Origin of the sequence: Tabrizicola sp., from assembly GCF_030694085.1 — a bacterium.
Lineage (GTDB): Bacteria > Pseudomonadota > Alphaproteobacteria > Rhodobacterales > Rhodobacteraceae > Tabrizicola.
Map to the genome: position 1 here is coordinate 423,576 of NZ_JAUXZE010000035.1, position 18,406 is coordinate 441,981.

Below are 18,406 nucleotides of genomic sequence, written 5' to 3' on the forward strand. Positions count from 1 at the left end.
CGCTATCTCTCCGGCGGCGCCAGGTCGAACCGCCGCGCCTTGGCGTGGCGACGGTCCAGAACCAGGATCGAGGTGCAGTCGGCAGACTCCGCCTCGATCAGGCACAGCGCGCCATAGTCGTCGGCCATCGCCGTCAAAAGGCCCACAAGCACCCGCTGCGTGGCGCCAAGGTGCGACTGGCAGCGCAGCTCGAACCGGTCTTCACCCACCTCGTCCACGGTCACATCCGGCAGCTCCAGATCCGGCATCGCCAGACGCGCCCGACCCGGCAGATCTTCCAGCGAATAAAGGAAATCCGCGAAGGTGACCCCGCCAAAGCGCAGAAGCCGCCGGATGCCCTCACGGTCGGGGTTCGTCACCAGGTGGGTGCCCACGTCTTCCCAGATGGCCTCGACCGGGCGGCCCAGAACTTCGGCCGCGATCCGCCCGATCCGGTCGGCACTGCCAGGATCATAGCGCAGCATCGGCTCGAAACTCAGGATGGACAGCTCGGCCCGTCGGCAGACCATCTGCCAGCGCGCAGCCCCGAACGTGTCGATCACATAGCCTTGCAGGGACCGCAGCAGCAGCGCATCCATATCCGACCCCAGGACAGTTTCGGCAGCAAGGTTATCGCGCATCGGTTAACAACCTTTCCTCGTCATGGCAGGAACAAGAGCCCGTCCTCGCCGATGCCCAGCTGGTTCAGCTCTGCCCCCGTCAGCGGCGGCGGAGCGGCATGGTACTCCCGCAAGAGCCGGGCCGCCGCCTCGGGCGACAGGTAGTTGCCGTCCGGCTGCGTCGCCGTGCGCCAGACCAGCATCCCGCTGTCATCCAGGTAAAGGCCGCTGACCTCGATGTAATCCGTCCCGCGCTGCAGGAAGAGCATCGCCTCCTCGCCCGGCCGCAGCGGCAGAAGGTCCGCCACAACCAGAAGGCAGCCCGGCTCTCCAGTCTTCAGCCGCACCTTGCAGACCTGCAGCCAGTCCTGCAGCTGGTAATCCTCGGCGGCACCCAGAATCACGTCCCGCATCCCGGTGGCCGAGGTCGGCTGCACCGCAAGCAGCGCCGCCAGTTCGGCGACCAGCGCCGGGCCCTTGTCCGCCTGCCCCGTCGCCTCTCCGGCCAGGACAGCAGCCAGCGCCTCCTGCCCCGGCTCTGTGGACTTCGCCTCCAGGGCCGCCAGCACCGCCGCCCCCGGCTTGCCCCAGGACCGCAGAGCAGACGGGTCAAGCGCCTCGACCCCCTCCGCCTCGAATCGCGACAGCTGGCTTGCAGCCGAGATCCGCTCGGCGTTCAGCACCGGCGACAGCCACAGCGCGGCCAGCAGCAGGATTCCCAGCGCAATTCGGATGTTGCCCTGCCGGATCCGCTCCATCCACGCCCCGCCCCGCAGGACCGACACGGCATAGACCAGCCCGTAGACCAGCCCCAGGCCTGCCACCAGAACCACGAACAACCGCTCGGGCGACCAGCCCCGGTCGCTCACCCGCAGCCAGACCGCCCACAGCGCCAGCGCCGCCACCAAAGGCAGGATCAGCGCCAGGCCCTGCGTGCATCGCACCAGAAGCGGGCTTTGCGTCGCATCCGCATCCGCCTGGTCGATGGCGATCGAGACCAGCGCAGTCCCGCCACCGACCATCGTCAACAGAAGCGTCGCAGGCGACAGCCCGCTGACCAGCCCGTCCAGCCCCCGAAACGGCAACGCGACAAGAAAGACCGCCATCACCGCCAGTACCACCGGCAGGAACAGCCGGAACACCCGCAGGACGACATAGGGCGACAAGAGGTCCGCCAGGTCATGAATCACCGCCATGCCAAGCCCGAAGATCGCCCCGCCCAGGGCCAGCGCCACAAGCTCATGCTCCAGCAAAGTGCCGATCACGCGGATGCCCACGATTTGCAGCAGAGCGTCCGACAGGTAGATCACCAGCCAGACAAGTGCTGTAAAGGCTCCCGCCGCCGCAAAACGCAGGACAATCGACCAGGCCTCAAGGAAAAGGACCGGATAGTCATTCCAGCGGCTGCGGACCCGTGCTGCCAGAAACGGCAACGGCAGCGTCGACAGCGTGAGGATCGCCAGCAAAGGGACCCCACTGAACAGAAACTGGTCCACCTCGTCGAAGCGCAGCGCCATCTGCCAGGTCAGAGCGGCCACCACCACTCCCAGACCCAGGGACCTGGGCACCGCGCGGCCCAGGCCGATCGGCCCGGCAAGCGCCATCAGCGCAGTGAACGCCGTGGTCAGCAGCACGAACAGCGCCAGCGCCGGGAAATCGTCCAGCCAACCGCGGTCGGCGATATCCATGGCCGCCCAAAGCGCAGCCCCGCCCAGCGCACCCGCCAGGGCAAGCCTGATCCGTGCCGCAATCTGGCCCGTCATTCCACAATCTCCCGGTTCCGTCTGCCCTTATGCGTCTGGGCAGTGCCGCGCATAGTCAGGATTTCCAGCTGGTTGCCAAGCGTTAACACATGCGGCAGGCTGAAACTGTCCGATGCCGCAGGAACCCCATGCCCGCCACGATCCGCCCTCTCCTGCCCGAAGACAGCGGCCAGTGGCGCCAACTCTGGACAGGCTACCTGCAGTTCTACCAGACCTCGGTCCCGGATGAGGTCTACGCCTCGACCTTCGCCCGCCTCCTTGGGCCGGACCCGCGGGACTTCTCGGCGCTGGTCGCAGACCAGGACGGCCAGCTCCTTGGGCTCGCGCATTACCTTTTCCACCGGCACTGCTGGAGGATCGAGGACGTCTGTTACTTGCAGGACCTCTACGTCGCACCGCAGGCCCGTGGCACCGGCCTTGGCCGCGCCCTGATCACGGCGGTCTATGCCGCCGCCGACGCCGCCGGGGCCCCCGCCGTCTACTGGCTGACCCAGGACTTCAACCACGAGGCGCGCCAGCTTTACGACCGGGTGGCGAAGGTCTCTCCCTTCATCCGCTACAACCGCCCGCCGAAATAGCAGGTCAATGCGCGGGGCGGGGCACTGCCCTACCCTCTGAACGGAAGGGCCGCTACAATCCGGGGCGCCGCTCTCCTCAGCCTAGGCTGTGGACCGCACCGCTGATCGTCGGCCCTGCCGCCCGTCACCCACCGGTCGGATCATCGCCGTAGACGGTTTGAAGTCGCCTTCCCGGTCTGAAGGGCGCCGCCGCGTTGCCCAGCGCGCAGCAACTGCTGTCATCGCCTCTGTGCGTCCTCGGCACTTCGCGGCCGTTTTCGGCGCGTCCCGATCTTCCCGCCAAGACGGGAAGACGCAGTCACGCGAAAAGCCCGTCTCGGTCCACGCCTTACTTTTGCAACGCCTTCAGATATTCCGCGATCTGCACCAACCGCACCGGAGTCGGCGTTGCGATCCCGTCACCGCCGTCATAGGGCACCAGGTCGCCCTGCAGAAGCGGCCCGAACTCCGGCATCGGCGAAGCGGCGTCCTGTCGGCCGGGGGCGACCCCGGTATAGCCCCAGATCTTGGCCATCACCCGTGTGCCGGGAAAGGCTCCGCCGTTCTTGGCGGACAGGCGCGTCAGATCCGCAGGCTTGCGGTCCAGCGCCGCGGCACCTTCACCGTCGCCCTTGCCCGACATGCCGTGGCAGGCCGCACAGAAATCGGCGAAATCCTCGGACCCGCTTGGCAGCGTCTTCCGCTCGACACAAGCCCCAAGGACAAGGGACAGCGACAGGATCATCATGGGGTGACGCATCTTTCTCTCCTCTAGCCTCACTGGACCTGACCCGGATCGATCACGCCTTGATCTAGGTCACCTGACCCGCCGTGAGCCGCACCACCCGGTCCATCCGGGCCGCCAGGTCCAGGTTATGCGTTGCGATCAGCGCCGAAAGCCCCGTCGAACGGACCAGTTCCATCAGCACTCCGAACACCTGGTCCGAGGTGCCGGGGTCCAGGTTTCCCGTTGGCTCATCCGCCAACAGCAGCTTCGGCCCATTGGCAAGCGCGCGGCAGAAGGCCACCCGCTGCTGCTCGCCCCCCGACAGTGCCGCTGGACGATGCCCCGCCCGCGCGCCGACGCCGACCTTGTCCAGCAAGTCCATTGCCCGCGCTTCGGCCGCCGCCTTGCCGACGCCGTTCGCCAGCTGCGGAATCACCACGTTCTCCAGCGCCGTGAACTCCGGCAAGAGATGGTGGAACTGATAGATGAACCCCACCTCGGCACGCCGCGCCTCGGTCCGCGCCCGGTCGCTCAGCCCGCCCATCTCGCGCCCATCCAACCGGACTGTCCCACTGTCCGGCACGTCCAGCAGCCCCGCGATGTGCAGAAGCGTCGACTTGCCCGCGCCCGACGGCGCGACCAGCGCCACAACCTCGCCCCGCGCGACCGACAGCGTCGCCCCGCGCAGCACGATCACCTCGGACGGCTTGCCCCGGTTGTAGCCCTTCCCGACCCCCTCCAGACGCAGCATCTCACTCATAACGCAGCGCCTCCACCGGGTTCATCCGCGCCGCGCGCCGGGCCGGGAAGATGGTGACGATGAACGACAGCCCCAGGGACAGCGCCACCGCCGACATCACATCGCCCAGCTGCAACTTGGCCGGCAGCGAATAAATCCCCCGGATCGAGGGGTCCCAGACCTCGGACCCGTTCACCCAGTTGATCGCACTCATGATCTGGTCGATGTTCAGCGCCGTGAGGCACCCCAGGATCACTCCCGCAACGGTCCCCAGAACCCCGGTGAACGCCCCGCAGATGAAGAACACCCGCAACACCGACCCCTCGGTCAGCCCCATCGTGCGCAGGATGCCGATGTCGCGGCCCTTGTTCTTCACCAGCATGATCAGACCCGACACGATGTTCATCGCCGCGATCAGCACCAGCACCGACAGGATGACGAACATCACGTTGTCCTCGATGTCCAAGGCCCGCAGGAAGGCGCCCGAACTGTCCTTCCAGGTCCACAGCATCGCCGCCGGCCCCGCCGCCTGCAGAATTGCGTTGCCATAGCTCTCGATGGCATCCGGCGTCTCGACCATCACCTCGATCTCGTCCGCCCGCCCCTCCTTGTTGAAGAAGCTCTGCGCCTCGGTGAAGGGCATGTAGATCCGCGTGGTGTCGATGTCGTAGCGGCCCGCGCTGAAGATATAGACCACTTCATAAGCGTTGACCCGTGGCGTCGTCCCCATCGCCGTCCGCACGCCCCCTGGCGCGATCAGCCGCACCCGGTCGCCGACACTGACCCCAAGCTCCCGTGCAATGCCCGACCCCAGCGCGATCCCCTCGGGGAACCGCGCCAGATCGCCGATCGCATCCGACCCCGCTCCGATCCGCGGGATCGACGCAAACTCCTCCGGTGACATCCCGAAGACCTCGGCCCCGGTGGTGTCCTCACCGTCCGAGACCATGAGCTTGCCCTTTATCAGGGGCGCCGCCCGCGTCACCCCTGGCACCTCGGCGATCGCCGCCGCCATCGCGGCAGGCTCGGTGAACCCCCGGATCAACTGGCCATCCTCGCCCACCACGCCCGAGGAATGGACCGTCACATGCGCGTTGGCCCCCAGGATCGTATCCACGAACTCCGCCCGGAACCCCGCCCTGACCGCCAGGGTCAGGATCAGCGCGAACACCGCCAGAGTGATGCCGATCAGGCTGATCCAGGTCATCACACTGACCCCGCCCTCGGCCCGCCTCGCGCGCAGATAGCGCCAGGCGATCATGAATTCAAAGCCCGAGAAGGGTGCCGTGCTCTTTGCCATCTGCCTTTTCGCCCGTTCGGGCCGTTGTTTAAGTGCCCGGCAACCTGCGGGACAGGGCGTGAAACGTCAAGGCATCGCCCCCCGACAGCGGATTTCCGCACCCGCCCGGCTGGCCGGCCCAGATCTCCTTCTCAAATTCGCCACTTTGTTATATAAATGATTCGTTACATAATGGATTGCATCATGCCCGACCTCGACCAATCCTTCGCCGCCCTTGCCGATCCGACCCGGCGCGCCATCCTGTCCCGGCTGTCGCAAGGCGAGGCCACGGTGCAGGACCTCGCCCGGCCCTTCGCCATCTCCCAGCCCGCGATCAGCCGCCATCTCAAGGTGCTGGAAGATGCCGGCCTGATCGAAACCCGCATCCAGGGCACCGCCCGCCCCCGCAGGCTGAAACCAGACACGATGGCACAGCTCTGGGACTGGCTCGGCCAGTACCGCGCGCTGTGGGAGACACAGTTCCAGCGGCTCGACGCGGTGCTCGACACCCTGCCCGACGACCCACCCTCCACGGAAGGAAAGCCCTGATGTCCCTCGACCTCACCCGCTTGCAGACCGTCCTCGACGGCGACACCGACATCCTCCTGCGCCGCGACTTCCAGCACCCGCCCGCAAAGGTCTGGCGCGCCCTGACCCAGCCCGCGCTCATCCGCGAATGGATGGCGGTCAAGGACCACCCGATGACGCGGTGCGATTTCGACCCGCGCCCCGGCGGGACCTTCCACTTCGAATGGCAAGGGCCGGACGGCAATTCCTTCTTCTTCTCCGGCCCGGTCATCGCGGTGAACCCGCCGCACCACATCAGCCATATCGAGTATTTCAACGGCGACCCCGCCATGTCCGCCCGGATCACCACCGACCTCGCGCCCCAGGGCAGCGGCACCCGCATGACGATGGTCATGCGCTATCACGACGCCGAGGCCCGCGCCGCCGCCATCGCCACCGGCATGACCGACGGCATGGACGAGGTCTACGCCAGGCTCGACGCCATGCAGATCCCTGCCTGATCCCCTGCGCGGCAGGCAGGCGTGTCGGGACAGTCGGAAAGGACCCGGACCATGACTTTCGATCAGACCCGGCTCGCCCTTGACGGTGACACCGACGTCGTCATCCGCCGCAGCTTCTCGCACAAGCCGCCGCAGGTCTGGCGCGCCCTGACCGACCCCGCCCTCCTGCGCCGGTGGCTTTCGCCCGACCTGATCGAGTGTCAGATCGACCCCCGCCCCGGCGGCAGCTTCCGCTATGCCTGGCCCGCGCTCTTCTTCTCCGGCCCGATCCTCGAGGCCCGGCCGCCAGAGCGCATGGTCCATGTCGAACACTTCAACGGCGACACCAAAACAGGGCCGACCGTGACCACCACGCTTTGGCCCGCAGGCCCGGGAACGCGGATGACGGTCGTCATGCGCTACAGCGACGCGCAGGCCCGCGCCACGGCCATCCAGCAAGGCTTCACCGACGGCATCGATCAGGTCTACGGCCGGATCGAGGATCTGTCCTTCCCCGCCTGACTGGCCGCCCGACTGGCCGCCCGACCGCACCGCCAACCCGCAACGCCAACCCGAACCGGCACCGCGCCCGGTCCACCGGAAAGGATTCATGCCATGACCAAGGCCCGGCTACTCTCCTGCGTCACGACCGTTCCCCGGTGCCTCATGTATCTCGCGGCTGCCGGGGTCTACCTCTCCCAGCGCGAAATGGTTGCCCAGGGCTTCGTCGCCTCCGGCGTCCCGGCCCACCTGATCCCCGTCCTGATCGTCGCCAAGATCGCCGCACCCATCGCGATCCCCAGCCGCCTCTCCGTCCGGCTCAGCGACCTCGCCTATGCCCGCATGTTCTACCATCTCCTGCTGGCGCTTTCGGCCCACCTCAATGCAGGCAACGGCGGCTCCCTTCCTGCGGTCCTGGCTTTCGCGCTGATGCCGACCTCGTTCTTCACCCGGAACGCCGCCCGCAGACCGCTCTCCCCCAATGTGCCCACCGGGTCCTGCTTGCCAGGAAAAGCTGGCCGGGCCTCGCCCTGACGCACACTTCGCCTTTCACATTTGCAGAAATATCCCCGCCGGAGGCAGCCCGAGGCTCTGCGCGTTCTTCACGCGCGGGGCCGAGACAAAGACGCGCGGCGCAGCCGCTCATCTTGACTGCCGTCGCTGCCACCCCACCCGGACGATCCCGGACCTGGGACCGGACCTGGGGCCGATGTAGGGTGGGTCGTTCTGCGCCCGCAGGCGCAGGTTGACCCACCTTTGGCAAAAGTTAATAAACTCCTAACGTCCGCGACCAAGTCATTGTTTTCAAATCTCCATCCCGGATTGTCCACCGTGGACAGGATCAGAAGTCGGTGGGCGCCCCGCCCTCCTGCTTCCGCTTCGCGACGAAGCGTTGCAGCTCCTCCAGATGGTCCCCGTTCATTTCCGGTGCCTCGAACTCGGCCAGGATCTGCTTGTAGATCCGGTGCGCCCGCTCGACCGTCCAGACCGACCCGTCCGCCTGCCAGGCCTCATAGTTCCGCCAGTCCGACACGATCGGCGCATAGAAGGCGTCCTGATAGCGGTCCTGGGTGTGCTGGACCCCGAAGTAATGCCCGCCAGCGCCGACCTCCTTGATCGCGTCGAAGGCCAGGTCCTCGTCGCGGGTGGCAAAGGTCGCCTCCTCGAAGTAGCGCTGGATCATCTGCAGGACCTCGCAGTCCATGATGAACTTCTCGGGGCTCGCGATCAGCCCCCCCTCCAGCCAGCCCGCCGCGTGGTAGACCATGTTGGTCCGGCTCTGAACGGCGGACCAAAGGCTGTTCGACGTCTCCCACATCGCCTGCCCGTCCGGCACGTTCGCCGCACAGACGCCGCTGGCCCGCATCGGCACGCCATAAAAGCGCACCAACTGCCCCGTCATCTGCGTCGCCCGCATGTATTCGGGGGTCCCGAAGGCCGGCGCACCGGATTTCATGTCGACGTTCGAGGTGAAGGTCCCGATCGCCACCGGACACCCCGGCGCGATGTACTGCAGGAGTGCGACCGCCGCCAAAGCCTCGGCAATCGACAAGGCCACCGCGCCCGACATCGTCACCGGCGCCATCGCCCCCGCCAGCGTGAACGGCGTCACCACCACCGGCTGCCCCCGCTTGGCCATCCGCATCGCCCCGTCCAGCATCGGATAGTCGTGCTTCAGAGGGGAAACCGAGTTGATGTTGGTATACATCCGCGGCTTGGCCTGGAACTCCTCTTCCGTAAGGCCCGCGGCCAGACGGACCATCTCCATCACATCCTCGACTCGCTCCGCCCCCAGGCTGTAGGCGTGGACGACCTTGTCGGTCAGCGTCAGCTTCTCATACAGGCAGTCCAGGTGCCGCACGCTGGCATGAATATCCACCGGCTCGACCGGATAGCCACCCGCAACGTGGATGCAGTTGAAGTACTGCGTCAGCTTCATGAACTCGCGGAAGGTCTCGAAATCGCCCGACCGCTTGCCCCGCTCCATGTCCCAGGCGTTCGGCGGAGACGAGACGTTCACGAACAGCATATGCTTGCCGCCCATGATGAGTTCCCGCTCGGGGTTGCGCGGAGTGATGGTGAAGGTCTCGGGCGCGCGGGCGACCATCTCCATCACGAAGTCCTCGTCCATGCGGACGTTGGTCCCGTTCACGATGCAGCCAGCGCGGCGCAGATGCTCCACCGCTTCTGGGTTCAGGAACTCGATCCCGATGTCACGCAGGATGCGCATCGCGGTCTTGTGGACTCGCTGGACGGCGTCGGCGTCCAACGGCTCGGTCGGGGCATCGGGGTTCACCGGGATCCGCCACGGCATCTGGTCGATTACCGCTGTGCCCGCACGGACCTTCATCCCCGCCCGCCCACCGGCGCGCTTTCTCCGAGCTGGTTCATCCGCCATCGTCACTCTCCATTCGCTTGCGGCGAAGATGACGGAAGCAGGGCCGATCTGGTCACCGCATTTGCGACGAAAAAGCGTCGTTTTTCGCGCGATGCCCGCAGATTCAGGCTTTCAGACCGGAAAGCCATCCCGGAATTGCTCCGATATCGGCCAGTACGACATCGGCGTGGGGCGCAAGCTCCTCGCGCTTGGCGATCCCAGTCAGAACTGCGACCGTCCGCATCCCGGCCGCACGTCCGGCTTCAAGGTCATGCCGGCTGTCGCCGACCATCGCAACACGCGCGGGCTGAAGCCCCGTTTGCCTCACGAAGGCCAGGCACATCCCCGGCCCGGGCTTTGCCCCGTGGCCCGAGTCATACCCGGCGATGAAATCGAAGCAATCGGTGATCCCGTGGCTCTCCAGGTGCTGACGCGCGGGCGCTTCGGAGTCGTTCGTTGCCAGCCCCAGCCGCAACCCCTTTCCGCGCAACGCGTCCAGAAGCGGACGCAGCGGCACTGCCTCGGACATCGGTGCCATCCCGGCGCTGGCGTCGATCCGGTCGGTCAGCTCGGCCAGCGTCATGCCCGGCAATTCGGGCAAGAGCGCCGCCGCGATATCGGCGGCGGTGGCGGCGATCACCGGGCTGTCGGGCGCGAAGGTCGCGGTGGCAAGATCATAACCGATGGCCTGTCCCAGTCGCACGGCATGGCCGTCGTCTGCGGCGATCCGGCGCAGGAAGGTCGCGGCCCAGCGGCCCCAGCTGACGCGGAAGTCGAACAGGGTCCCGTCCTTGTCGAAGATCAGCCCGTCGATCATCATGCCCCTCAGGTCCAGTTCATCACCGCGCCGCCCGGCAAGGCCGCGCGGGCCGCCTGGGGTGCCGTGTAGGGATGACCATCGGCATCACAGAATGCAACCACCCAGCGATCATCCTGCAGAAGAAAGTCCAGCACGGCCGCCAGGAACTCGGGATCGGCTGCCCTGGCGCGCAGGTCAGACATCGAGGACCCGGTGGCCGTCATGAAAAGCGGGAAGACCTCGTCATCCGCCGCGATCCATCCCAGCGCCTGAATGGCCAGCACCACGGCGGCTTCTCTGCTAGGCTCCTTGGCAACTTCTGGTTGCATTGTTCTCGCTTTCGTAGCCTTGTGGTGTCGACAGATGAAATTCGATCGCCTGCCTGCCTAAAGAAAGGATTCCTTAACCTTCCCGACGGCAGAGTTGTCCACGACAGGTGGAATGAAAAGACGGCATCGCAGATGAGCGCACGGATTCTCATCGTTGACGACGTGGCGGCGAACCGGATCGTCCAGCAGGCCCGGCTTTCGGCAGCCTTCTACGATCCGATCATTGCCGCTGACGGCGCGAGCTGCCTCGCCGCAGCGCGGGAAGAGCGGCCCGACCTGGTGCTGCTGGACATCGGTCTGCCTGACATCTCGGGGCTTGAGGTGATGCAGCGGCTGCGGCGCGACCCGGCCAGCCGCGACATTCCAGTCATTGCCCTGACAGCCTTCGGGACAGCTGACGAACGACTGGCCGCTTTCGCCGCCGGGGCGGATGACGTCATGGACCGCCCGGCAAATGAACGTGTCCTGCTGTCCCGTCTTCGCAACCTCTTGCGGCTGAAGGCCGAGGGCGAATTTCCCGCAAGTGAGGGGCTGGCGATTGCCGGTCTGGCCGAAGCACCGCTGGCCTTCGATCCGCAGGGGACCATCGCTGTCGTCGGCTCGGACCCCGGAAACCCGCTTTGGGCGCAGCTTGCCGGCCAGGTGCGCGACCGTCTGGTCATGGTCTCGCGGCGCGAGGCGCTGGCCGATATCTGGGCCGGCCAGGCCCAGCCCGAGGTCTTCATTCTGCACGACGATGGCCGGAACCCCTCGGGAACCCTACGCCTTCTGTCCGAACTCAAAAGCCACCAGGCCACCCGCCATGCTGCCGTCTGCGTCGTCGGTCCCGCAGGGGAAGGGGATGAGGCCGCGATGGCTTTCGACCTGGGTGCGGATGACGCCGTTGGCGCCGGCATCACGGCCGAGGAGCTGGCCTTGCGCACCCGGGGCCTGCTGCGTCGCAAGCGCCAGTCCGACAGGCGGCGCGCTCGGATGCAGGACGGGCTGCGCCTGGCCATGCTCGATCCCTTGACGGGGCTTTACAACCGCCGCTGCGCCGCCCCCCAGCTTGCCGCCATCGCCGCCCGCGCGCGAGAGGAGGGGTCGCAGTTTGCCGTCATGGTGATGGACCTTGACCGCTTCAAGCAGGTGAACGACGCCCACGGTCACGCCGCCGGGGATCAGGTCCTGGTCGAAGTCGCCCGCCGCCTGACCGCCAACCTGCGCGACACCGACATCCTGGCCCGCATCGGCGGCGAGGAGTTCCTGGCGATCCTGCCACAAAGCTGCATGACCGTCGCCCGGCGGGTGGCCGAACGCCTGTGTCAGGCGATGGACGACCAGCCGATCTGCCTCCATTCGGGCGAAGAGTTGCGGGTTACCGTCTCGATCGGCGTCGCGGTCGCGGGTGCTTCGGGTGAGAACAGCTATGCCATCGAAGGTCTGGTGGAACAGGCCGACCTTGCGCTCCTGGAATCGAAGGGTGCCGGACGGAACCAGGTCACCTACCGACTTTCGGCTGCCTAATCGCGCCCTTTGTCGTCGCGCCCACCACGGCGCAGCCCCTTCTCCAGCCGGTCGGCGAACCTCTGGCGGTCCTCGGTCGACATCTCGATCAGCCGCGTTTCGATCAGTCTTCGCCCCAGCTGCAGCCGCTCGGCATTGCGGGTCTCGATGGCGGCCAGGGCGGCCTTCATCGCCTCGGCGTCAAAGGGGTCGGCGCGCAGCGTACCCAAGAGCGTCTCGAACTCGGCCCGGGCCTCGGTCCGCGCGGCGCGGAACTCTCCCATCCGGTCCAGCAGCGCCCGGCGGATCTCGCGGCGGTCGCCGTCATCCAGCGCCTCACTGAACGGGCCGAAGGACATGTCGCGCGGCATGTCGCGATGCCCGCCGCCCAGCCAGGCCCCGACCGCCAGCCCCGCAACCGCAAGGTTCAGCGCGACCGAAACCGCCAACGCGATCTTCACCCCGCGCGACGGGGTGCCCGGCGGGGTAGAGACGACCAGCGGCGGCGCAGTGGTCTGGGGGTCGCTCATGGCAGTCAGCCTTCCGTGGTCAGAAAATCGGCTTCGGGGAAGAATTCGGCCATGTCGGTCGAGGCCCCCGTCAGGTAATTCAGCGTCGTCGGGCTAAGGTAGCCCAGCGCCAGCCCGAAGACCGCCGCCGTTCCCAGGCCCGCCAGGACCGGCGGCCCGCCGAAAAGACCCGAGAGGCGCGCAAACAGGCCGGGACGGGGCGCAGATTTCAGGGCCGCGGCCGCAGGCTGCAGCGCCAGCCCATCGGCCAGCACCCGGTTCATCAGCGCCTCAGTGGGCACGACAGGCCGCCGCGCCGCTGTTGCCAGCAGGTCGTCCAGATCATCCTGCATCTCGGTCACCCTCATATCCCAGCTCATCCTTGCGGCCTGCAAGTATCGCCGCCAGCGCGCGTTTGCCCCGCGCGGTCAGGCTTTCCACCGCTTCCACCCCGATCTCCATGATCGCTGCAATTTCGGGGTTCGTCATTCCTTCCAGGTGGCGCAGCACCACTGCCTGCCGCTGCCGGTCGGGCAGTTCTGCCAGCGCGGCCTCCAGTGCCGCCATCCGGCCAGCCTCCTGCAGCTGCCCTTCCGCCCCGACAGCGCCATCGGCCAGCTCCGGCGCGTCGTCCAGGGCCAACTGCCGCCTGCGCCCGCGCGACCGCTGCCGGTCGATGCACAGGTTTGTGGCGACCCGGTAGGCCCAGGTCGTCACCTTGGTTTCGCCCTGCCGCCACAGGGGCGCGACACGCCACAGCCGCAGCATCGTCTCCTGCGCCACATCCTCGGCTTCGGCCCGGTCGCCGCCCAGCAATCGCGCAGCATAAGCCAGCACGCGCGGGGTGACGCGCTGGGTCAGCGCCAGCGCCGCAGGACGGTCTCCATTGGCATAGAGCACCATCAGCGCCTCATCCGAGGTGTCCCCATGCGCGTCGAACGCCATCATCATCCCGACTGCTTAACGGCTGGGCGGCAGGGCCGCAAAGCCCTAGTTGTTGCCCATGCCGCCGCCGTGACCGCGCTTGCCACGATGCTGCCTGGCCTCTTCCGCTTCGGCTTTCGAGATCGCGCCGTCATTGTCGGTGTCGAGCCGCGCAAAGTGACGCTCGCCCGGACCCTGGCCCATCTCGTCCTCGGACAGCGAGCCATTGCCGTCGTTGTCCATGTTGTCGATCATCGCCTGTGTCCGCTCGGCCATCCGCGCCTGGATTCGCGCCATCTGGTGCGCCGACAGTTCCTCGGGGCTAAGCGCGCCATCGCCGTTGGTGTCGGCGGCGGCGAATTCGGCCTTCCGATGCGCCTCAAGCTCGGCCAGAGTGACCTTGCCATCGCTGTCCGCATCAATCGCGTCGAACATCTCGGTCAGCATGGCACCGCGGCCTTCGACACCCATGCCGCCACCCATTCCCTTGTTCTGCGCCAGCGCGACCGAGCCAATCAGTGCCCCAGTCAGAGCCAGCGTGACAAAGACCGTTTTCTTCGAAGCAGACATCTTCTTCTCCTGTATCCGGGGCCGGTGTTTCGACCCTCATGCCCTTCACACGACCTCGCTCTGGTTTTCCGTCGCAGAATCTTGCGACATCTGGGCACAGGGCGGGACTTCCCTCTGTGAAGCGTGCCGCGAAGTGACTATGTTGCGCCTCCTGCAACGCCCCCAACTCTGGGGCCGGACACCGGACCTTGCCCATGACCACCCTTGACACAGCCCAGCCCCTCGCCGCCGAGGATCGCCCGCTGAAGCCCGCCCTTTTGCGCGGCTGGCGGCGGCGCTGCCCGAACTGTGGCGCGGGACCAATGCTGCGCGGCTATCTCAAGGTGCGCGACACCTGCCCGGTCTGCGGCGAGGAACTGCATCACCACCGCGCCGACGATGGACCGGCCTACCTGACGATCCTGATCGTCGGCCACCTTCTGGCGCCGATCCTTCTGTTCACCTTCACCAAGTTCCGGCCCGAGCCCTTGGTGATGGCCGTGGGCTTCACCATCGGCACTGTAGCCCTGTCGCTGTATCTGCTGCCCCGGCTGAAAGGCGCGATGGTCGCGCTGCAATGGGCCAACCGGATGCACGGTTTCGGCACCCGCCCGAATGACTGACGAGCCGATTCGCTCTGCCGCCACGGTCGTCCTCTGGCGCGAAAGCCCGGACGGCCCGCAGGTCCTGATGGGCCAACGCGGCGAGGGGGCGGTGTTCATGCCATCAAAGTTCGTCTTCCCCGGCGGCCGCGTGGACCCCGAGGACGAAGCTGCCGCCCGCCCCGGCTTTCTGACACCCGACTGCGCCCGGCGTCTTTCGCTGAAGGTCCCGCATGACGCGCCGGCGCCCGGCACTCTGGTCGCCACCGCCCTGCGCGAGTTGACCGAGGAAACCGGCCTGAACCTTGCGACGATGGAGCATCCGACGCTCCGATTCATCTTCCGCGCGATCACGCCTCCGGGTCGGACGCGTCGCTTCGATGCGCGCTTTCTTCTGGCCCACGCCGACAGCCTGGACGACAACCGCGAGGATTTCACCCTGGCCTCGGGCGAGCTTTCGCACTTGCGCTGGCTGCCTCTGCCGGACGCGCGCGCGCTGGACCTGCCGTTCATCACCGAGGTCGTCTTGGCCGAGGTCGCGGCCCTAGTGACGGGCCACGATCAGCCCGGCGTGCCGTTCTTCGACAACTCCGGCGCCACCCCGCAGTTCCGCCGGCTGGTCTAGGACGCCGCCCCCCGCAGCCCCGCCCCTGTCGACCGGGAAGACCGGATGCGGCACCGGGTCCTTGGCGCGGAACAGGAACTGCCGGAAGATCTCGACGTAGCTCGCATAGCGGTAGCTTTCGTTCCGCCGCAGGTAATGCACGCGGTTGCCGAAGTAGAGCGCGGGCAGCTTGTACCAGGCCACGCCCGGATGCATGTGGTGCACCACGTGGAAATTGTTGTTCAGAAACAGCAGGCTCAACGGCCCCCGGCTTTCGATGACCACCGTCCTTGCCCGCGCCGCCTCATGCGCGCGGTGTTCCAGGTAGGTGCGGATCTTCAGCAGGCTCCAGCCCAGATAGGCGGCCAGCACATAGGCCCAGCCTGGCATCGCGCCGATCCATTTCAGCCAGACAAAGACCAACACCAGCCCCGCGATATGGAGCCCCCAGGCCAGCGCCACCCGATGCTCGCCCCGCCGGATCGCTGCCCAGTCGCCCTTCACCAGTGCCCAGGCCGATATCGCAGGCCCGATCAACATCCGCCCGAAAAGCGTGTTGTTGAACCGCAGCAGCGCCCGCTTCGCACCCGATAGCCCCGCCCAGACGGCGGGATCAAGGTAGTTCGACTCCGGGTCGTCATAGGGGTCGGTCAGGGCCGGATCGAAATGGTGCTGCAGATGCAGGTCCTTGAAGCGCAGGTAGGGGACGAAAACCGTCAGACCGGGGAACACCAGCGCCTCGGACAGGGTTTGTGACCGGAACGGATGGCCGTGCAGCACCTCATGCGTCAGCGAGGAATACTGTCCGATGGCCAGCGCGGCGGTCAGAATGGCGAGGGTGGGGGAAAACCCCCAGAGATATGTGGTTGCCAGGGCCCAGAGGCTGTAAGTTGCTGCAAAGACAATCAGGGTGGGCCATTCGACGGCCCGTGTCTCGATCTGCAAGATTGTTCCCGGCGGTTTGTAACTTTCCCGTGACGCTAGCAAATCCGCAGGGGGACCGGAATTCGGGATATTGTAAACTTTACCCATCACCTGTTTCGGATAAACTGCACCTGATGGATAAAATCGACAAACGCGACCGCGCTCCCCAGTTCCGCGCTCGCCTGGCCGAGGCGATGGCGGCGCGGAAGATGACCCAGGCCGAACTTGCCCGGCAGACCGGCGTTGATCGCTCGACCATCTCGGCGCTGTTGCAGGACGGAACCCGGATGCCGAACGCCCAGCTTGCCGCCGACTGCGCACGGGCTTTGGGGATCAGCGCCGACTGGCTTCTGGGCCTGTCGGGCCGCCCCGAACCCATCGCGGATCTCCTGGCCGCCTCGCTGTCCCTGACCGAGGCTCCCCGTGCGCTGATCGACGAACGCATCTTCGGCTGGCACCAGGAGGCGGCAGGCTACAAGATCCGCCATGTCCCGGCGACCCTACCCGACATGCTGAAGACCCGCGCCGTGGTGGAATGGGAATACGAGCCGCAACTCGGTCGCACCGCCGAACAGGCGATCGGGGCTTTCGAGGACCGTCTGCGCTGGATGCGTGGCGCAGGGTCCGATTACGAGATCGCGCTGCCGATGCACGAGCTTGCCGCCTTCGCCACCGCATCGGGCTATTACGATGGCCTAAGCGCCGACATCCGCCGCGCCCAGTTGCATCACCTGATGACGTTGTGCGAACAACTCTACCCCTCGCTGCGCCTTTGCCTTTTTGACGCAAGGAAGCTCTTTTCCGCCCCGGTCACCATCTTCGGGCCCCTGCTTGCGGTGATCTATCTTGGCCGTCACTACCTCGCCTTTCGCGACAGCGCCCGCGTGGAAACGATCACCCAGCACTTCGACCTTCTGGTCCGCGAGGCGGAAGTTGGCGCGCGTGACATGGTCGCGCATCTGGAAACACTACTCGCCCGGGTCCGCTGACCGCTGCTTGTGCGACTTCGTCTTCTCGTCGCAAAGGGGGCTACAGGCCAAGGCAAGCGAGGTGTGACGAAGTCATCGACGAGCGGCGGCTCAAAGCGCCATAAGCGCCTCTGTCCTGTAGCCGTTGAAATCGAAGATCTCCCGTGCCGCATTCAGCCGGTCCGCCGGGATCGCGCCTCGGTCCAGGATGATCCCGAACCGGCCGGACGGCGTGCCGATGGCCAGCGTGCGATAGCCCACGTCGACCCAGATCACCCACCAGTCCTCTCCCTGCACCCGCAGCCGTCCCGGCCCAATCAAGGGCGCAGTGCCCGAAACCGCTTCGGCTTTCCCTGCCAGGCACAGTGTCCCGCGCAGCTGAAGTCCTTCGGACGTCGGAGTGATCTCGACTAAGCCCGCGTCACAAGCCCCCGCCGTGCGAAAATCCGCCACCTGACGCCAGGTCCCCGCGACTTGCGCGGGCTGGAAGGCCGCAGCCGACCAGATCGGGTCACCCGCGGCCCGAAAGGCCGGCGGTGCCGGGACTTTCGCCGAGCAACCCGCCAGCAGAAGGGCCAGCGCCAAAGCTATTCGAGACACAGGGTCACCCGCGCACCGTTGTCCTGCAGGATCTCGTTGCAGCCGTACATCGGCTTGAACGGCGCGCAGGTTCCCGAGCGCGCAAGGCAGAGGCTGTCGCACTGGCTTTCCCGCTCGCAGCGTTTGCCCGAGTCCCGTGTCTGGAAGACGCAGGCCCGCCCCTCGCCCTTGCCGACCCGCGCCCAGCGGCCCTTCCTTTTCTCGCACGCCAGCTGCTGTTCCGACTTCGGCGTCACCGGCGTCTGGGCCAGGTCGGGCTGCGGCGCCGGGTTCGCTGCGACCTCTGCTGGCGCTGACGCGGCCGCAGCCGCCGAAGCGGCTTGCGGGGCGGCGGTTTCGGTCCCTGCAGCCTTGGCAGTTTCCGCAGCACCAGGAGCGACCGCTTCGCCTGGTGGTGCATCCAGGGCTGTCACCTCGATGGGGTCACCCACCACCGCGTTGGTGGTGACACTGTCCGGCGATTTGCCCGCAGCGCCCAGGCCACCAGTCTGACAGGCGGCCAGAAATCCCGTGGCACACAGAAGCACGGCGACAAGGGTCAGACGGCACGGCTTGCGGGGCATG

At 66.8% G+C, this 18,406-nt stretch carries 24 protein-coding genes; 9 read left to right on the plus strand and 15 right to left on the minus strand.

What is annotated here, in order from left to right; all coding sequences use genetic code 11:
- Positions 1 to 2 precede the first annotated feature (2 nt).
- Both Q8M85_RS07020 and Q8M85_RS07025 read right to left on the minus strand, forming a co-directional pair.
- A complete protein-coding gene (locus Q8M85_RS07020; RefSeq protein WP_305542099.1) occupies positions 3 to 620 on the minus strand; it encodes a heme NO-binding domain-containing protein in 618 nt (205 codons plus the stop codon).
- Between the two features lie 20 nt (positions 621 to 640).
- Entirely contained in the window at positions 641 to 2,362 is a 1,722-nt protein-coding gene (locus Q8M85_RS07025) for a DUF4153 domain-containing protein (protein WP_305542102.1), read from the minus strand.
- 128 nt (positions 2,363 to 2,490) lie between these two features.
- Between Q8M85_RS07025 and Q8M85_RS07030 the strand changes: the two genes are divergently transcribed.
- The gene (locus tag Q8M85_RS07030) at positions 2,491 to 2,940 is read left to right on the plus strand and encodes a GNAT family N-acetyltransferase (RefSeq protein WP_305542105.1); all 450 of its coding nucleotides are present in this window, start codon (positions 2,491 to 2,493) and stop codon (positions 2,938 to 2,940) included.
- 328 nt (positions 2,941 to 3,268) lie between these two features.
- Here the strand turns inward: Q8M85_RS07030 and Q8M85_RS07035 are convergent, their stop codons facing one another.
- From Q8M85_RS07035 to Q8M85_RS07045, 3 genes are read right to left on the minus strand one after another with little or no spacing between them, the layout of a single operon-like run.
- The gene (locus Q8M85_RS07035; RefSeq protein ID WP_305542108.1) at positions 3,269 to 3,679 is read right to left on the minus strand and encodes a c-type cytochrome; all 411 of its coding nucleotides are present in this window, start codon (positions 3,677 to 3,679) and stop codon (positions 3,269 to 3,271) included.
- A 52-nt stretch (positions 3,680 to 3,731) separates the two neighbouring features.
- Positions 3,732 to 4,406 (minus strand): ABC transporter ATP-binding protein, encoded by a 675-nt coding sequence (locus tag Q8M85_RS07040; protein ID WP_305542111.1) that lies wholly within the window; start codon positions 4,404 to 4,406, stop codon positions 3,732 to 3,734.
- Positions 4,399 to 5,685, minus strand: coding sequence for a lipoprotein-releasing ABC transporter permease subunit (locus tag Q8M85_RS07045; RefSeq protein WP_305542114.1), 1,287 nt, complete (start codon positions 5,683 to 5,685; stop codon positions 4,399 to 4,401). Before Q8M85_RS07045 ends, Q8M85_RS07040 begins: the two co-directional genes overlap by 8 nt.
- A gap of 183 nt (positions 5,686 to 5,868) precedes the next feature.
- Between Q8M85_RS07045 and Q8M85_RS07050 the strand changes: the two genes are divergently transcribed.
- The 4 genes from Q8M85_RS07050 to Q8M85_RS07065 all read left to right on the plus strand — a co-directional run bounded on the left by Q8M85_RS07050 (position 5,869) and on the right by Q8M85_RS07065 (position 7,706).
- On the plus strand, positions 5,869 to 6,213 hold the full coding sequence (locus Q8M85_RS07050; protein ID WP_305542117.1) for a helix-turn-helix transcriptional regulator: 345 nt from the start codon (positions 5,869 to 5,871) through the stop codon (positions 6,211 to 6,213).
- The gene (locus tag Q8M85_RS07055; RefSeq protein WP_305542120.1) at positions 6,213 to 6,692 is read left to right on the plus strand and encodes an SRPBCC domain-containing protein; all 480 of its coding nucleotides are present in this window, start codon (positions 6,213 to 6,215) and stop codon (positions 6,690 to 6,692) included. Before Q8M85_RS07050 ends, Q8M85_RS07055 begins: the two co-directional genes overlap by 1 nt.
- A gap of 51 nt (positions 6,693 to 6,743) precedes the next feature.
- Complete coding sequence (locus Q8M85_RS07060) at positions 6,744 to 7,193, plus strand: SRPBCC domain-containing protein (RefSeq protein ID WP_305542123.1); 450 nt, start codon at positions 6,744 to 6,746, stop codon at positions 7,191 to 7,193.
- Positions 7,194 to 7,286: 93 nt separating this feature from the next.
- Positions 7,287 to 7,706 (plus strand): DoxX family protein, encoded by a 420-nt coding sequence (locus tag Q8M85_RS07065; protein WP_305542126.1) that lies wholly within the window; start codon positions 7,287 to 7,289, stop codon positions 7,704 to 7,706.
- Between the two features lie 307 nt (positions 7,707 to 8,013).
- On the opposite strand, the gene Q8M85_RS07070 is transcribed toward Q8M85_RS07065, so the two are convergent.
- From Q8M85_RS07070 to Q8M85_RS07080, 3 genes are all read right to left on the minus strand, one after another.
- Positions 8,014 to 9,570 carry a trimethylamine methyltransferase family protein gene (locus tag Q8M85_RS07070; RefSeq protein WP_305542129.1) on the minus strand — a complete coding sequence of 519 codons (1,557 nt, stop codon included), beginning with the start codon at positions 9,568 to 9,570 and terminating at the stop codon, positions 8,014 to 8,016.
- 103 nt (positions 9,571 to 9,673) lie between these two features.
- The gene (locus tag Q8M85_RS07075; protein WP_305542131.1) at positions 9,674 to 10,366 is read right to left on the minus strand and encodes an HAD family hydrolase; all 693 of its coding nucleotides are present in this window, start codon (positions 10,364 to 10,366) and stop codon (positions 9,674 to 9,676) included.
- 8 nt (positions 10,367 to 10,374) lie between these two features.
- On the minus strand, positions 10,375 to 10,677 hold the full coding sequence (locus Q8M85_RS07080; RefSeq protein WP_305542134.1) for a DUF3572 domain-containing protein: 303 nt from the start codon (positions 10,675 to 10,677) through the stop codon (positions 10,375 to 10,377).
- 132 nt (positions 10,678 to 10,809) lie between these two features.
- Here Q8M85_RS07080 and Q8M85_RS07085 point away from each other — a divergent pair, with 132 nt between their 5' ends.
- A complete protein-coding gene (locus Q8M85_RS07085; RefSeq protein WP_305542137.1) occupies positions 10,810 to 12,183 on the plus strand; it encodes a diguanylate cyclase in 1,374 nt (457 codons plus the stop codon).
- Here the strand turns inward: Q8M85_RS07085 and Q8M85_RS07090 are convergent.
- From Q8M85_RS07090 to Q8M85_RS07105, 4 genes are read right to left on the minus strand one after another with little or no spacing between them, the layout of a single operon-like run.
- The gene (locus Q8M85_RS07090) at positions 12,180 to 12,692 is read right to left on the minus strand and encodes a periplasmic heavy metal sensor (RefSeq protein WP_305542140.1); all 513 of its coding nucleotides are present in this window, start codon (positions 12,690 to 12,692) and stop codon (positions 12,180 to 12,182) included. The genes Q8M85_RS07085 and Q8M85_RS07090 overlap by 4 nt on opposite strands.
- A 5-nt stretch (positions 12,693 to 12,697) precedes the next feature.
- The gene (locus Q8M85_RS07095) at positions 12,698 to 13,033 is read right to left on the minus strand and encodes a dihydroorotate dehydrogenase (RefSeq protein WP_305542143.1); all 336 of its coding nucleotides are present in this window, start codon (positions 13,031 to 13,033) and stop codon (positions 12,698 to 12,700) included.
- Positions 13,014 to 13,622 (minus strand): RNA polymerase sigma factor, encoded by a 609-nt coding sequence (locus tag Q8M85_RS07100; RefSeq protein WP_305542146.1) that lies wholly within the window; start codon positions 13,620 to 13,622, stop codon positions 13,014 to 13,016. Before Q8M85_RS07100 ends, Q8M85_RS07095 begins: the two co-directional genes overlap by 20 nt.
- A gap of 39 nt (positions 13,623 to 13,661) precedes the next feature.
- The gene (locus tag Q8M85_RS07105) at positions 13,662 to 14,165 is read right to left on the minus strand and encodes an EF-hand domain-containing protein (RefSeq protein ID WP_305542149.1); all 504 of its coding nucleotides are present in this window, start codon (positions 14,163 to 14,165) and stop codon (positions 13,662 to 13,664) included.
- 194 nt (positions 14,166 to 14,359) lie between these two features.
- Here Q8M85_RS07105 and Q8M85_RS07110 point away from each other — a divergent pair, with 194 nt between their 5' ends.
- Complete coding sequence (locus Q8M85_RS07110) at positions 14,360 to 14,767, plus strand: DUF983 domain-containing protein (RefSeq protein WP_305542152.1); 408 nt, start codon at positions 14,360 to 14,362, stop codon at positions 14,765 to 14,767.
- On the plus strand, positions 14,760 to 15,371 hold the full coding sequence (locus Q8M85_RS07115; RefSeq protein WP_305542155.1) for an NUDIX hydrolase: 612 nt from the start codon (positions 14,760 to 14,762) through the stop codon (positions 15,369 to 15,371). The genes Q8M85_RS07110 and Q8M85_RS07115 overlap by 8 nt, the downstream gene beginning before the upstream one ends.
- Here the strand turns inward: Q8M85_RS07115 and Q8M85_RS07120 are convergent.
- A complete protein-coding gene (locus tag Q8M85_RS07120) occupies positions 15,291 to 16,295 on the minus strand; it encodes a fatty acid desaturase (protein ID WP_371135210.1) in 1,005 nt (334 codons plus the stop codon). The two genes, Q8M85_RS07115 and Q8M85_RS07120, sit on opposite strands and share 81 nt — an antisense overlap.
- A gap of 110 nt (positions 16,296 to 16,405) precedes the next feature.
- Between Q8M85_RS07120 and Q8M85_RS07125 the strand changes: the two genes are divergently transcribed.
- On the plus strand, positions 16,406 to 17,263 hold the full coding sequence (locus tag Q8M85_RS07125) for a helix-turn-helix domain-containing protein (RefSeq protein WP_305543002.1): 858 nt from the start codon (positions 16,406 to 16,408) through the stop codon (positions 17,261 to 17,263).
- A gap of 90 nt (positions 17,264 to 17,353) precedes the next feature.
- Here Q8M85_RS07125 and Q8M85_RS07130 read toward each other — a convergent pair whose 3' ends face one another.
- The gene (locus Q8M85_RS07130) at positions 17,354 to 17,842 is read right to left on the minus strand and encodes a lipocalin (protein WP_305542158.1); all 489 of its coding nucleotides are present in this window, start codon (positions 17,840 to 17,842) and stop codon (positions 17,354 to 17,356) included.
- Positions 17,830 to 18,405, minus strand: a complete 576-nt coding sequence (locus Q8M85_RS07135) for a hypothetical protein (RefSeq protein ID WP_305542161.1) — start codon at positions 18,403 to 18,405, stop codon at positions 17,830 to 17,832. The genes Q8M85_RS07130 and Q8M85_RS07135 overlap by 13 nt, the downstream gene beginning before the upstream one ends.
- Position 18,406: the final 1 nt, after the last annotated feature.

What these genes read in the sequence shown, in the direction of transcription:
- Q8M85_RS07020 (WP_305542099.1), bottom strand. Translation starts at nt 620, where the DNA reads ATGCGCGATAACCTTGCTGCCGAAACTGTCCTGGGGTCGGATATGGAT.
- Q8M85_RS07025 (WP_305542102.1), bottom strand. Translation starts at nt 2,362, where the DNA reads ATGACGGGCCAGATTGCGGCACGGATCAGGCTTGCCCTGGCGGGTGCG.
- Q8M85_RS07030 (WP_305542105.1), top strand. Translation starts at nt 2,491, where the DNA reads ATGCCCGCCACGATCCGCCCTCTCCTGCCCGAAGACAGCGGCCAGTGG.
- Q8M85_RS07035 (WP_305542108.1), bottom strand. Translation starts at nt 3,679, where the DNA reads ATGCGTCACCCCATGATGATCCTGTCGCTGTCCCTTGTCCTTGGGGCT.
- Q8M85_RS07040 (WP_305542111.1), bottom strand. Translation starts at nt 4,406, where the DNA reads ATGAGTGAGATGCTGCGTCTGGAGGGGGTCGGGAAGGGCTACAACCGG.
- Q8M85_RS07045 (WP_305542114.1), bottom strand. Translation starts at nt 5,685, where the DNA reads ATGGCAAAGAGCACGGCACCCTTCTCGGGCTTTGAATTCATGATCGCC.
- Q8M85_RS07050 (WP_305542117.1), top strand. Translation starts at nt 5,869, where the DNA reads ATGCCCGACCTCGACCAATCCTTCGCCGCCCTTGCCGATCCGACCCGG.
- Q8M85_RS07055 (WP_305542120.1), top strand. Translation starts at nt 6,213, where the DNA reads ATGTCCCTCGACCTCACCCGCTTGCAGACCGTCCTCGACGGCGACACC.
- Q8M85_RS07060 (WP_305542123.1), top strand. Translation starts at nt 6,744, where the DNA reads ATGACTTTCGATCAGACCCGGCTCGCCCTTGACGGTGACACCGACGTC.
- Q8M85_RS07065 (WP_305542126.1), top strand. Translation starts at nt 7,287, where the DNA reads ATGACCAAGGCCCGGCTACTCTCCTGCGTCACGACCGTTCCCCGGTGC.
- Q8M85_RS07070 (WP_305542129.1), bottom strand. Translation starts at nt 9,570, where the DNA reads ATGGCGGATGAACCAGCTCGGAGAAAGCGCGCCGGTGGGCGGGCGGGG.
- Q8M85_RS07075 (WP_305542131.1), bottom strand. Translation starts at nt 10,366, where the DNA reads ATGATCGACGGGCTGATCTTCGACAAGGACGGGACCCTGTTCGACTTC.
- Q8M85_RS07080 (WP_305542134.1), bottom strand. Translation starts at nt 10,677, where the DNA reads ATGCAACCAGAAGTTGCCAAGGAGCCTAGCAGAGAAGCCGCCGTGGTG.
- Q8M85_RS07085 (WP_305542137.1), top strand. Translation starts at nt 10,810, where the DNA reads ATGAGCGCACGGATTCTCATCGTTGACGACGTGGCGGCGAACCGGATC.
- Q8M85_RS07090 (WP_305542140.1), bottom strand. Translation starts at nt 12,692, where the DNA reads ATGAGCGACCCCCAGACCACTGCGCCGCCGCTGGTCGTCTCTACCCCG.
- Q8M85_RS07100 (WP_305542146.1), bottom strand. Translation starts at nt 13,622, where the DNA reads ATGATGATGGCGTTCGACGCGCATGGGGACACCTCGGATGAGGCGCTG.
- Q8M85_RS07105 (WP_305542149.1), bottom strand. Translation starts at nt 14,165, where the DNA reads ATGTCTGCTTCGAAGAAAACGGTCTTTGTCACGCTGGCTCTGACTGGG.
- Q8M85_RS07110 (WP_305542152.1), top strand. Translation starts at nt 14,360, where the DNA reads ATGACCACCCTTGACACAGCCCAGCCCCTCGCCGCCGAGGATCGCCCG.
- Q8M85_RS07115 (WP_305542155.1), top strand. Translation starts at nt 14,760, where the DNA reads ATGACTGACGAGCCGATTCGCTCTGCCGCCACGGTCGTCCTCTGGCGC.
- Q8M85_RS07135 (WP_305542161.1), bottom strand. Translation starts at nt 18,405, where the DNA reads ATGCCCCGCAAGCCGTGCCGTCTGACCCTTGTCGCCGTGCTTCTGTGT.